Source organism: Elstera sp. (genome assembly GCF_044372965.1).
GTDB lineage: Bacteria > Pseudomonadota > Alphaproteobacteria > Elsterales > Elsteraceae > Elstera.
On record NZ_JBILQX010000115.1, the window covers coordinates 1 to 11,240 of the forward strand.

Sequence of the window (11,240 nt, forward strand, 5' to 3'; positions counted from 1 at the left end):
GTGAGCAAGCCGTGCTCTGTGGCGGCCTGACCGCCCTGATCCAAGCCGGTTTCGAAACCCTGGTGGAAGCCGGTTACGCGCCGGAAATGGCCTATTTCGAGTGCCTGCACGAAGTGAAGCTGATCGTAGATCTGATCTACGAAGGCGGCATGGCGAACATGCGCTACTCGATTTCCAACACGGCGGAATATGGCGATTACACGCGCGGCCCACGCGTCGTGACGTCGGAAACCAAGGCGGAAATGAAGCGCATTCTGGATGACATCCAGTCGGGCCGTTTCGCCCGCGACTGGATGCTGGAAAACGCCGCTGGTGCGCCGAGCTTCAAAGCCCAACGCCGCAACAACGCCGCCCACCCGATCGAAGAAGTCGGCGAAAAGCTCCGCGCGATGATGCCGTGGCTGAAGGCGAACCGTCTGGTCGATAAGACGAAGAACTAAGCGTTTCGGCCCTAAGGCTGATGTGAAGAACCCCCGGTGCGTGAGTGCCGGGGTTTTTTTGTTAGCTAACCCTCACCGATCTTCGTCCTAGGGTTGTTCATACGGACCCATGCGTACCCGGCAGGAGGGGCGAGAAGGATGTGGAAGCCCGACGTTTCTTGCATTACCGTCCGTAGGGTATACTGACAATCATTGGCGTCAGGCCTGTGGTTGGGGAAAGAACTGGTGATAGGGGTAGATATGGTAAATTGGTTTTGTCGGGCAGGAGTCATCTACGCGATCCTCGCCATGCTGCTTGGATTGGTTATGGCTATCAGCGGCGACCACAGTCAGGTTACGGCGCATGCACATCTCAATCTGATCGGCTGGGTCGGCATGTTCTTGGCTGGACTTTATTATCGCATGGTGCCGGGCGCTGCCGCGGGTATGCTGCCGCGTCTGCATTTCCTGGCGGGTAATATCGGCGTGGTCATCATGGTGATCGGGTTGCTGCTGATTTATGGTGGTGCCCCTCGGATCGGCGTTCCCTTCGCTTCGATCGGCAGCATCCTGTCGCTTCTCGCGACCGCATTATTCGCCGTAGTGGTTTTCCGCACTGCGCCAAACCGCGCGACTTGAACCTTACCCCCGAATCTCCGCGCCTGGGCGATGTCCTAGCTATTCTGCATCCGCATCAGCGTATCCATCGAGACGCCAAAAGCCTTTTCCAGCCGAAACGCCATTTCGGAGGAAGGCGCCGCGCGCTCGTTGACCAGGGCGGAGAGGGCGGGGCGGGTGACGCCGAGGACGCTGGCGGCGCGCGTTACCGTTAGCCCGAGGGTGTCAATAGTTCGTTCGTCACGAAGCCGCCGGGATGGGCGAGCGTTTTTAGTCGAAAGTCTTGCGCGGTCGGCATCCTCGCAATCGGAAGGATGCCGCGCCCGCGCAGTATCCACCACCGGGCTCCCCAAGGGTCGCGCCCGTTGGGCGCGGGGAGTGGGGGAAGTTCCCCTCCCCCTCCTCCCCCGCACGCCAGCGCCTGTGTGGAACCGCACCAGCCCCGACAGCGGCTCAGATACGGCACACCACTGAGAGCGCCCACCGTACCGTGCCGCGACTTATTTTAGCGCACGGCCCCGTCAAGGTTGTGCTGCTTCAGTAACTCGGCGAACTTCGCGGACGATCTGAATTCATTCAACGCTTTGTTGAATTTGTTCAAGAACTCATCCGCGAGAGGGTTGGTTTTCCCTACAATCAGGTAATAGGCATCTTCTTGATAGTTTTTCTCTGAACCAGATAATTTGTCCCATACTCCTGCTTTTAGGCCCTCTTCCTGAATAAGAGGTTTGGGTCCAATCACAAAATCAGCCCGACCAAGAGTTAAAAATTTCAAACAAGCTTCCATGGTTGTTGGGTCTTGTAGTTTAACTTTCTTGTTATCGATCAGTGTGCGCATTTGAGAGGTTATAAAATACCCTTGAGGATTGCAGAATGTTTTCCCGGCTAGGCTATTATAATCACTATAATTAACAGGATTTTCTTTTATATACCAAATTTTGCTTGCGGAATAATACAGCGGTTCTGAGTATTTTGCAATAAGCTCACGCTCTGCAAGCTTGACGTATGGAAATGTTCCCAAATACGTATTATCGATGGTCTGATCAAATCCTCTTTTCCAGGGTAAAAAGCGAATTTTTGAATCGTCCTTCATTGTTTTTAATACGTTTATAACAATGTCGGTAGCAAAGCCTCCGTTTAAAAGTTTTTCGTCGGCATATGGTGCATAATCATTTCCTGTCACAATTCCCTGACTTAGGGCCGGGCTGCTGATAAGAACCAAAGACACAAACTTAAATGAAGCAAGGCGTTGAAGTATCGATTTCATTCTACTCTCCTTAGGACACATCTCTTCCACAGCATACAAATTAAACATTAGGTGAAGTTGTTATTTTTTTGCTAATTGTCGGCCTAAGTGTTTAGTTCCAAGTTTTGAGGGTGCAGCATCTCTGCAAGAATGGAAGGATGCACTATGGGCCAGATTTCACGCGGGAGGGCCCGCTCGACAGGGGCACTGATACATCAATAGTCAAGCGAGCCTGAGGGCTCTTGTCATAAAGAGGGAGCCCCGCGTGCGCGTCAGCGCCTCTCCCTACCGCACAACCCCCGACAGCGGCTCATGATACGGCGCGGCGGGCAGGTTTGCCGGATCGAACGGCACTCCGCCGAGGTCGCCCGCCATGCCGTGGTTCACGTCGCGGTGATGGGCCTCGTCGGCGCGGACCGTCAGCACCAGGTCGCGCAGGGTCGAACCCTCCGGCAGGCCCCAATATTTTAGGGCGATGGCGGGGGCGGGGACGTTTGGGGTGCGGCCTTCGTCGATTTCTTTCAGGTAGTGCGTGTAGCTAATCACGGCCTCTTCCTCGAAATAGCCGACCAGCCGGTGCGCGGTGCGCGAACTCAGCAGGTAGAGCACGAAAAAGCCTAAGTAGAAAACCCACTGGGCGGCCAGAATCATCGTGCGTTCGAACAGCGTCGGCTTGGCGATGGCAACGAACGTCATCAGGTGCATGCGCTCGTTTTCGGCTTCGTCCATCAAGGTGCGAATCCACCCCCGATCATCCTGCATGCGGCGCAGGCACTTGAGATGCTGCAAGGTTGCCCCGACCATGCCGGGCACGGCGGCGACGGTTTCGAGCACAATGGCGCGATGCCCGTAGCGTTTGGCGAAAAACGTATCCGCGCCCCAGCGCAGGATTTTCGTGACGCCGAGGGCGAAACGGTCGGAGACTCCCCGCGCCTTATGGTGGGCGGCGAGATCCAGGGGAAGATCGGTCATGATGCTGCCTTTCCCGATAGGTCGGCGTGAAAACGAAGCCCGAGTTGCAGGCTTTCGGCAATGCGCGCGGCTTTATCCTGAAGCCGGGTGGCGACAGGGGGCGGAAACAGCGTTTGCGTGGTTTCGCCCCAAATAGCGAGCCAGCGCGCGAACATCTCGGGCGTGATTCGGTCGGCCAGGCGCGCGTGCGCCACCATCGGGCGGCCGTGATAGCGCCCCGTTCCCAACATGACCGAGGACCAAAAGGCGGTAAGTTTGCCCAAATGCTGGGGCCAATCGCCGATAACCGTCTCGAACAGGCCGCCAATCAGCGGATCTTTACGGACATTGGCATAAAAGCGGTCGACGAGGTCGGCCAGTTGGGCTTCGGTCAGGTCGGGGTCGGGAAGCATGGTATCACCAAAATCTGGATGCGAGGTACAGATAGCGGATTTGGCTTAAAGTGTCAAAATAAATGCAGCTTTATGAGCGGGGCGAACTGTCGCAGTTCAGCCGCCGACCAGAAGACTAGATCCCCAAATAGGCTTCCCGCACGCGCGGATCGCGCAGCAGCGTCTGCCCTGTTCCGCTGAGGGTGATTCGCCCGGTTTCCAGCACATAAGCTTGATCGGCCAGCGCGAGGGAGGCGGCGACGTTTTGCTCCACCAGGATAATCGTCATCCCTTGGTCTTTCAGGCGGCGGATGATGCGAAAAACCTCGCTCGCCATGGCGGGTGCTAGCCCGAGCGAGGGCTCATCGAACATAATCAAGCGGGGCTGCCCCATCAGGCAGCGCGCGATAGCCAGCATCTGCTGCTCGCCCCCCGAGAGGGTTCCGGCGGCTTGATGAAGCCTTTCGCGCAGGCGGGGGAAGAGGTCCAGCATCGCCTCGTAAGTTTCGTCGGCACGGCCTCGCGCGCGCGGGATGACGGCCCCCATCAACAGGTTCTCGCGCACCGAAAGGCTGGGGAAGACCTGGCGGCCTTCAGCGACTTGGCCCAAGCCGAGGTCGCAAATGCGGTGACTGGGCCGCCCAGAGATCTCGTGATTGTCATAGAAGATATGACCGCTCCGGAGGGGAAGGAGCCCGGCGATACTGCGGATGAGCGTGGTTTTGCCCGCGCCATTCGTGCCGATAATCGTCGTCACCTCGCCCGCGCGCACAGCAAGGCTCACGCCATCCAGCGCGAGCGCGTCGCCATAGGCGACCGACAGGCTATCGACGATCAGGCTGCCGGCGTCGCTCATGCTGGGGCTCCTTCGGGCAGGTCGGAACCAAGGTAGGTTTCGATGACGCGCGGGTCTTGCGTCACCTGTTCCGGTGTGCCTTCCGCCAATTTACGGCCTTGCTCCAGCACGATCACCTGTTCGGCCAGCGCCATGACGGCGCGCATGACGTGTTCGATCAGCAAAATGGTAATACCGGTCCGCCGGTTGAGGTCGGTGAGGGTGGCGACCATCGCGTCGGTCTCGGTCGGGCGCAAGCCTGCCATCACCTCGTCCAGCAGCAAAATCTGCGGCTGCGTGGCGAGGGCTTTGGCGACTTCCAGGCGTTTGCGGTCGGGCAGGGTGAGGGAGCCTGCCAGGCGATGGGCTTGCGCGTCGAGCCCCAGCAGCGCCAGCACCCCTGCGGCCTTGTCGCGGGCGGCCGGAACCTGTTTTTCCCGGTGCAGCGCGCCGACCAGAACATTTTCCAGCACCGAGAGCCCGGCGAAAGGTTTTACGATCTGAAAGGTGCGGCCAATTCCCGCCGCGCACATCTGGTCCGGGCGCAGGCCGGTCACGTCGCGCTCGGCCAGATGCACCCGGCCCGCATCAGGCGGAAACACCCCGGCGATCAAATTGAAACAGGTCGTCTTGCCCGCGCCATTCGGGCCGATGAGCGCGACGATCTTACCCGCCGGCACGGTGAAGCTGACGTCTTCCAGCGCGCGCAAGCCCCGAAAATGCTTGGTGAGGCCGGTCACGGTGAGGGAGAGGCTCATTCCACGTCTCCCTTTTCACCAGGAGGGATGACCAGCCCGGCTTTCACGGCGATCCACGGCCAAATTCCGGCGGGGCGGAAGCAGATGATGAGCACCAACATCACCCCATAAATCACCTGCTTGGTGCCGGGCAGGGTAATGCCGAGGGCTTCGAGCAGCAGGTTCGCGCCCTCGCCGATGGGGGTGAGGATCATCGCGCCCAGGATCGGCCCGAAGACGGTGCCGATTCCACCGACAATCGGCCCCAACAGGATTTCGATGGAGCGGCCCATCGCAAACACCTGATCGGGGAAGAGGTTATTGTAATAGAAGGCGTAAAACACGCCGCCGACGCCGGTCATGCCCGCCGAGAGCCCGACCGCCAGCAGCTTCACCCGCAGCAGCGGAATGCCTAAGGCGGCGGCTGCGTCCGGGTTCTCGCGCAGGGCCAGCCAGAAATACCCAAGGCGCGTGCGGGTCACGATCCGGCAAAGGGCGAGGGCCAAGAGGGCCAGTACCAGCATCACGTAATAATAGAGCTGCGGCGAGCCGCGCAGCATCAGCAGATCATCGCCGCGCCCGCCGACCACCGGCAGGAACAAGCCGCCGGAGCCGCCCAGGGCCGTAATATGATCGAAGGCAACGCGGGTAACCTCGGCACAGGCAATCGTCAGCAAGGCGAAATGTACGCCGCGCACACCGAAGCGGAAGCCGAGCCAGCCAATCGCCATGCCGACGAGGGCACAGACGGGCACCACCACCAGCATTCCCACCCACGGCCCTAAGCCCAAATGCAGATAGAGCGCCGCCGCCCCATAGCCGCCAAGGCCGACGTAAAGAGCGTGACCGAGCGAAAGCTGCCCGGCAAAGCCCATCATCACGTTCCACGCTTGCCCGACATAGGCGAACCAGAAGATCAGCGTGAGAATCGAAATCAGGTAGCTGTCGGCGACTTCAGGGGCCAGTAGCAGGGCGGCGAGCCCGGCGGTGAACAGCATTTTACCGCGTGGCGTCACGCCGTCGAAAAGATCATTGGTTCGCATTAGGCGCGCTTCCCCAAAAGCCCCTGCGGGCGCACCAGCAGCACCAGAATCAGCAGCGCATAAGAAACCATCTGCTTGCTCGACGGATCGATAAGAATGCCCGCGAGGGCTTCGGACACCCCGATCAACACGCCGCCGAGCAAGGCCCCGCCCATGCTGCCCAGCCCGCCGACGATGACGATGATGAAGCTCAGCAGCGTATATTCGGGGGCCAGTTGCGGGCGGACGTCGATGACAAGGCTCATCAGGCACCCGGCGATTCCAACCACAGCCGAGCCGATGCCGAAGGTGATCGCATAAAGCCCCTTCACGTTAAGCCCGACCACCGCCGCGCCCAACTGATTATCGGCACAGGCGCGAATCGCAATGCCGGTGCGGCTGAAGCGGAAGAAGGCATAAAGCGCCGCCGCCACGATCAGCGCGCCGGTGGCGGCATAAACGCGGGTTTTATCCAGCGTAATGTCGCCAATGAAAAACGCATCGAAGCCATAAGCCACGTTGGTGCTGCGCGCGTCCGGCCCGAATACCATCATCAGGCTATTGACCAGAATCATGGCGATGCCGAGCAGCAGAATGAACTGCTGGTGATCGGGCCGGTCGATGAAACGGTTCAGCAAGCCGCGCTGCAAAACATAGCCTGCCGCGAACAGCACGGCCGCCACGGGAAGCGCGCTCAACAGCGGATCGATCCCCCAGGCGGTGGCGAGCAGGACGGCGGCGAACATGCCAAGCACCATCATTTCGCCGTGGGCGAAATTGACGAGCCGAACAACCCCGAAAATCACCGAGAGGCCCATAGCCGCAAGGCCATAGACCAGCCCGGTGAGGATGCCGGAACTGAGCGTTCCGGCATAAAGCGAAAGGGACACGGGTAAAATTATCCTCGGCTCTGCCAACCCGGCACCGGGAAGACCGGCGCTTTTTCCGCCGAGACGTTGGGCAGAACCACGGTTGGACGTTGGTCGAGATTCTGCACCACAGCGCTGGAGAATTTAATGTTCTGGCCCTTGGCGTCGAAGGTAATCGCCGGGCCGATCATCATATGGGTTTCGAGCTTGGTGGTGCGCAGCGCCTCTAGCAGGGCCGGGGCGGCGGTGGTGCCCGCGCGCTTATGGGCGTCGGCGGCGACCAGCAGGGCATCAAGCGTGCAGCCGATGTTAAAAGCGTGGCCCTCGAACTTATCCTTGGGGAACAGCTTCACAAATTCGGCCTGCACCTGACGGCTCAGCTCGTAGCGCGGATTATACCAGGGCAGAATCGTCGTGGCGTAATCGGAATATTTGCCGAGCACCTTATAGAACTGCTCGTCGTAGAGGCCGGGCGAGCCGGGGCTGATGATTCCCATCGGCTCGAAGCGCTGCTTGACCATTTCGCGCACGATCAGAATCGCGTCGGCGGCGCGGGTGGTGACGATCAGCAGTTCCGCGCCGCTGGCTTTCGCCTTGGCAACTTCGACCGATAGATCCTGCGCTTTCGGGTCGTACGCAATCGCATCGAGCATCGAGAACGGCATACCCGCATCGGGGAACAGCTTGTCGAACGCGCCCTTATTGGCCATGCCGAACGTGTCGTTCGCGTGCAAGAACAGCGCTTTCGACGGGGTCTTGCCCGTGGTGGTGAAAATATCCTTCATCAGCGGGAAGGCGTTTTTCACCAGATCGAGCGAGGTCGGGAAGTTGCGGAAGAAGGTCTTATAGCCTTGCTCGGTGAGTTGCGGGGCGGCTGCAATATTGGCGATGAGCGGAATGCCGCGCTGCTCGCAGACCTGCGCGGCAGCACCCGTCTGGCCGCTGTCGAAGGCGCCGATCAGCACATGGGCCCCATCGTTGATGAGCTTTTCCGCACGGGCGCGGGCGGTATCGGTATTCGATTCCGTATCGCCGGGGATGATCTCGACCGAATAGCCGAGATTCTTTAGCACCGTCGTGCCAATGGCTTCGGCCCGCGCGCAGGATTGCCCCGCTTGCGCCAGAATGCCGGAGCGCGGGAGCAAGACGCCGATCTTCAGCGGCCCGCCCGTGCTTTGGGCGATGGCGGGCGCGCCGATCACGCTTGCCGCGCCAACAAGGCCAGCGGTGCCGACCAAAACCTGACGCCGGGTAAGCCCGGTCACTCCCTGCTGTGTTGACGACATCCGTTCCCCCATTTTTTAAACCCAAAACCCGCACGATCCTGGCGGATTGGCCTCGGCTTGCCAAGGGGGTGCGACGCTGTGCGGGTATCTCTGCTGAAATGGGCCCATCGCCTCCAGGCTTAATCCGCCAGAAAGCCGCATTGCTTAGAAGGCCTTCGCAGTTGACATATCGGGATACGATAAGTAAAAAAGTTGTGCAAAAACCACTAAGCACACCTTTGCGCGCCGCATTATACCGTCCATCTCCTCAGGAGTTCCCTATGTCCGAAACTGTCACGATCGACGTCAACGGAACCGTCGCGCTGCGCGGGGGTACCACCTTAACCGCCCAATTCTCCTTCGACGATGCCTCCGGCAGTCAGGTCGGCTTCAGCGGCACACTCTCGGGGGGCTCGGACCCCGATTTCAGCAGCAGCATGTTCGAAGGTAATTTTTACCTTCCGGCGGCGCAGCTTGGGGCGGCGACTTTCACGCTGACGTTCAAAAACGTGCCGGGGGAAGATTCGCAGGTCACGGTGATCTTCACCAACCCAACGACCGGCCAAGCTCTTGGCACAGTCACCCAGGGCGTTTCTTTCAACAATTTTAGCAATGTTTCCGGCTCGGGCAGCTTCACGCTTCAAAGCTAAGCCGGGCTTTGCCGATAGGGAGAAGCGGAAGAGGCGGTGCCGCCTCTTCCGCTTTTTCTTATTCTGCGGCTTCGGCGACCGGCGTAACCGGGGCCGGGTTATGATAGTCCGACAGAAGTTTAGCCGTTAGCGCTTCCGCTTGCGCCACATGCCGTTCCTTAACGTGGCCGAAACCGCGAATCTGTTCGGGCACGCTGAGCAGGGCAACGGCGGTATCGAGTTTCGCCGGGGTGAGCGAGCGCAGAATAGCTTCCACTCGGGCGATATACTCATCGCGCAAGCGGCGCTCCATCTTGCGCTCGTCGGTGCGCGCGAAGGGGTCGAGCGCGGTGCCGCGCAGCCCTTTGAGTTTCGCCAGCACGCGGAAGGCGGTCAGCATCCACGCCCCATAGGCTTTTTTCTTCAGGTGCCCGCTGGTTGGGTCTTTCTCCGCCACCATCGGCGGGGCGAGGTTGAATTCGAGGCTATAGTCGCCTTCGAACTGGGCCGCGACCTGCTTTAGGAACGTACCGTCCGTATAAAGCCGCGCCACTTCATACTCGTCCTTAATTGCCATCAGTTTGAAGGCGTAGCGGGCGACGGCACGGGTTAACTTATCGGAATAGGGCACTAAATGCTGCTCGACGCTTTCGGTGCGCGCGACCAGCGATTTATAGCGGTCGGCATAGGCGGCGTCCTGATATTGGGTGAGGAACTCCACCCGGCGGGCGACCATCTCGGCCAAGCTTTCCGAGAGTTTTTGCGAGCCTGAGACTTGCATTGCCGGTTTAGCGGCAGCTTCCACGGCAGCAAGATCGATAGCGGCCCGGCGGCCCCACAGCAGCGCCTTCTTATTGAAGCCGATGGCGACGCCATTCAGCTCAATCGCCCGTTCCAGCGCGGCGAGGCTCACCGGCAGCCAGCCCTTTTGCGCGGCATAGCCGAGCATGAAGGCGTTGGTGGCAATCGAATCGCCCATCAAGGCGGTGGCGATGCGGGTCGCATCGAGCACTTGCAGGTTTTCGCCCGTGCCCGCCGCCTCTTCCACAGCCTGCATCAAGGAGCCGGTGGGGAAACGCAGGTCGGGCTTGCGGGTGAAGTCCGAGGTCATGCTTTCATGGCTGTTCAGCACCACGCGGGTTTCCCCCGCGCGCACTTTGGCGAGACTGTCGAAGGTACCCGTGGTGAGCGCATCCGCCCCGATCACCAGATCGGCTTCGCCTGCGGGAATGCGCACGGCGTGAATATCATTGGGTTTTTCGGCAACCCGAATATGCGAATAAACCGCGCCGCCCTTCTGCGCGAGGCCGGTCATATCGAGCACGGCCACGCCCTTGCCATCCAAATGCGCCGCCATGCCGAGCAGCGCGCCGATGGTGACGACCCCCGTACCGCCAACGCCCGTCACCAAGATCGAATAGACGGGGGCGAGCGGGGCGACGGTGGGGGTGGGGAGTTCCGCCCAAGCTTCTTCCTTCGCCGCCTTAGGCTTGCGCAACTGGCCACCCTTCACCGTCACGAAGCTGGGGCAGAAGCCTTTGACGCAGGAGAAATCCTTATTGCAGGTCGATTGATCGATGGTGCGCTTGCGGCCAAACTCGGTTTCGAGCGGCAGGATCGAGACGCAGTTGGATTGCTCGCCGCAGTCGCCGCAGCCTTCGCAGACCAGATCATTGATGATCGTACGCTTTGCCGGGTCTTCCATCGTGCCGCGCTTGCGGCGGCGGCGCTTTTCGGTGGCGCAGGTTTGATCGTAAACGATGGCCGTCACGCCTTCGATCTCCCGAATATCGCGTTGAACCTGATCCAATTCGTCGCGGTGATGCACGGGAACCCCCGGCGCGAAACCGGCGTCGGACGGGTATTTATCGGGCTCATCGGTGACGACGACGACTTTGCGCACGCCTTCCGCCGTGAGTTGCCGCGTCAGTTGCGGCACGGTCAGCGGCACATCGTGGGGCTGACCGCCGGTCATGGCGACGGCATCGTTGAACAACAGCTTATAGGTGATGTTCACCTTAGCGGCGACGGCGGCGCGAATGGCGAGCGCCCCCGAATGCTGGTAGGTGCCGTCGCCCAAATTGGCAAAAATATGCGGGGTTTTGGTGAAAGGCGCTTGCCCAACCCACGGCACGCCTTCGCCGCCCATCTGGGTGAAGGTATCGGTCTTCCGGTCCATCCAGGTGACCATATAGTGGCAACCGATGCCGCCGACGGCGCGGCTGCCGTCGGGCACTTTCGTCGAGCTATTATGCGG

12 protein-coding genes and 1 pseudogene are annotated in these 11,240 nt (G+C 60.2%); 3 read left to right on the forward strand and 10 right to left on the reverse strand.

Going from position 1 to position 11,240, the window contains the following annotated elements; genetic code table 11:
* Together ACIQ36_RS13730 and ACIQ36_RS13735 are read left to right on the forward strand one after the other, a co-directional pair.
* Positions 1 to 440 (forward strand): annotated as a pseudogene (locus tag ACIQ36_RS13730) (ketol-acid reductoisomerase); the annotation flags it as partial.
* Between the two features lie 240 nt (positions 441 to 680).
* Complete coding sequence (locus tag ACIQ36_RS13735) at positions 681 to 1,058, forward strand: hypothetical protein (RefSeq protein ID WP_395830203.1); 378 nt, start codon at positions 681 to 683, stop codon at positions 1,056 to 1,058.
* Between the two features lie 35 nt (positions 1,059 to 1,093).
* Here the strand turns inward: ACIQ36_RS13735 and ACIQ36_RS13740 are convergent, their stop codons facing one another.
* The 9 genes from ACIQ36_RS13740 to ACIQ36_RS13780 all read right to left on the reverse strand — a co-directional run bounded on the left by ACIQ36_RS13740 (position 1,094) and on the right by ACIQ36_RS13780 (position 8,375).
* Positions 1,094 to 1,378, reverse strand: coding sequence for a HigA family addiction module antitoxin (locus ACIQ36_RS13740; RefSeq protein ID WP_395830205.1), 285 nt, complete (start codon positions 1,376 to 1,378; stop codon positions 1,094 to 1,096).
* Positions 1,379 to 1,542: 164 nt separating this feature from the next.
* Positions 1,543 to 2,304: a substrate-binding periplasmic protein gene (locus ACIQ36_RS13745; RefSeq protein ID WP_395830207.1), complete on the reverse strand. Its 762-nt coding sequence runs from the start codon at positions 2,302 to 2,304 to the stop codon at positions 1,543 to 1,545.
* A gap of 264 nt (positions 2,305 to 2,568) precedes the next feature.
* A complete protein-coding gene (locus tag ACIQ36_RS13750; RefSeq protein WP_395830209.1) occupies positions 2,569 to 3,255 on the reverse strand; it encodes an alternative oxidase in 687 nt (228 codons plus the stop codon).
* Positions 3,252 to 3,647: a group III truncated hemoglobin gene (locus ACIQ36_RS13755; RefSeq protein WP_395830211.1), complete on the reverse strand. Its 396-nt coding sequence runs from the start codon at positions 3,645 to 3,647 to the stop codon at positions 3,252 to 3,254. Before ACIQ36_RS13755 ends, ACIQ36_RS13750 begins: the two co-directional genes overlap by 4 nt.
* A gap of 115 nt (positions 3,648 to 3,762) precedes the next feature.
* Complete coding sequence (locus ACIQ36_RS13760) at positions 3,763 to 4,482, reverse strand: ABC transporter ATP-binding protein (RefSeq protein ID WP_395830213.1); 720 nt, start codon at positions 4,480 to 4,482, stop codon at positions 3,763 to 3,765.
* Positions 4,479 to 5,219: an ABC transporter ATP-binding protein gene (locus ACIQ36_RS13765; protein WP_395830215.1), complete on the reverse strand. Its 741-nt coding sequence runs from the start codon at positions 5,217 to 5,219 to the stop codon at positions 4,479 to 4,481. Before ACIQ36_RS13765 ends, ACIQ36_RS13760 begins: the two co-directional genes overlap by 4 nt.
* Positions 5,216 to 6,241, reverse strand: a complete 1,026-nt coding sequence (locus ACIQ36_RS13770; RefSeq protein ID WP_395830217.1) for a branched-chain amino acid ABC transporter permease — start codon at positions 6,239 to 6,241, stop codon at positions 5,216 to 5,218. Before ACIQ36_RS13770 ends, ACIQ36_RS13765 begins: the two co-directional genes overlap by 4 nt.
* Positions 6,241 to 7,110, reverse strand: a complete 870-nt coding sequence (locus ACIQ36_RS13775; protein WP_395830219.1) for a branched-chain amino acid ABC transporter permease — start codon at positions 7,108 to 7,110, stop codon at positions 6,241 to 6,243. The genes ACIQ36_RS13770 and ACIQ36_RS13775 overlap by 1 nt, the downstream gene beginning before the upstream one ends.
* A gap of 8 nt (positions 7,111 to 7,118) precedes the next feature.
* Positions 7,119 to 8,375 carry an ABC transporter substrate-binding protein gene (locus ACIQ36_RS13780; protein ID WP_395830221.1) on the reverse strand — a complete coding sequence of 419 codons (1,257 nt, stop codon included), beginning with the start codon at positions 8,373 to 8,375 and terminating at the stop codon, positions 7,119 to 7,121.
* 260 nt (positions 8,376 to 8,635) lie between these two features.
* Between ACIQ36_RS13780 and ACIQ36_RS13785 the strand changes: the two genes are divergently transcribed.
* Positions 8,636 to 9,004 carry a hypothetical protein gene (locus ACIQ36_RS13785; RefSeq protein WP_395830223.1) on the forward strand — a complete coding sequence of 123 codons (369 nt, stop codon included), beginning with the start codon at positions 8,636 to 8,638 and terminating at the stop codon, positions 9,002 to 9,004.
* A 58-nt stretch (positions 9,005 to 9,062) separates the two neighbouring features.
* Here the strand turns inward: ACIQ36_RS13785 and ACIQ36_RS13790 are convergent.
* A partial coding sequence (locus tag ACIQ36_RS13790; RefSeq protein ID WP_395830225.1) for an indolepyruvate ferredoxin oxidoreductase family protein occupies positions 9,063 to 11,240 on the reverse strand: 2,178 nt, incomplete at its 5' end.

Bases quoted from the DNA above. Each gene is read 5' to 3' on its own strand.
- ACIQ36_RS13755 (WP_395830211.1), bottom strand. From the start codon at position 3,647: ATGCTTCCCGACCCCGACCTGACCGAAGCCCAACTGGCCGACCTCGTC.
- ACIQ36_RS13760 (WP_395830213.1), bottom strand. From the start codon at position 4,482: ATGAGCGACGCCGGCAGCCTGATCGTCGATAGCCTGTCGGTCGCCTAT.
- ACIQ36_RS13770 (WP_395830217.1), bottom strand. From the start codon at position 6,241: ATGCGAACCAATGATCTTTTCGACGGCGTGACGCCACGCGGTAAAATG.
- ACIQ36_RS13785 (WP_395830223.1), top strand. From the start codon at position 8,636: ATGTCCGAAACTGTCACGATCGACGTCAACGGAACCGTCGCGCTGCGC.
- ACIQ36_RS13750 (WP_395830209.1), bottom strand. From the start codon at position 3,255: ATGACCGATCTTCCCCTGGATCTCGCCGCCCACCATAAGGCGCGGGGA.
- ACIQ36_RS13780 (WP_395830221.1), bottom strand. From the start codon at position 8,375: ATGTCGTCAACACAGCAGGGAGTGACCGGGCTTACCCGGCGTCAGGTT.
- ACIQ36_RS13745 (WP_395830207.1), bottom strand. From the start codon at position 2,304: ATGAAATCGATACTTCAACGCCTTGCTTCATTTAAGTTTGTGTCTTTG.
- ACIQ36_RS13735 (WP_395830203.1), top strand. From the start codon at position 681: ATGGTAAATTGGTTTTGTCGGGCAGGAGTCATCTACGCGATCCTCGCC.
- ACIQ36_RS13765 (WP_395830215.1), bottom strand. From the start codon at position 5,219: ATGAGCCTCTCCCTCACCGTGACCGGCCTCACCAAGCATTTTCGGGGC.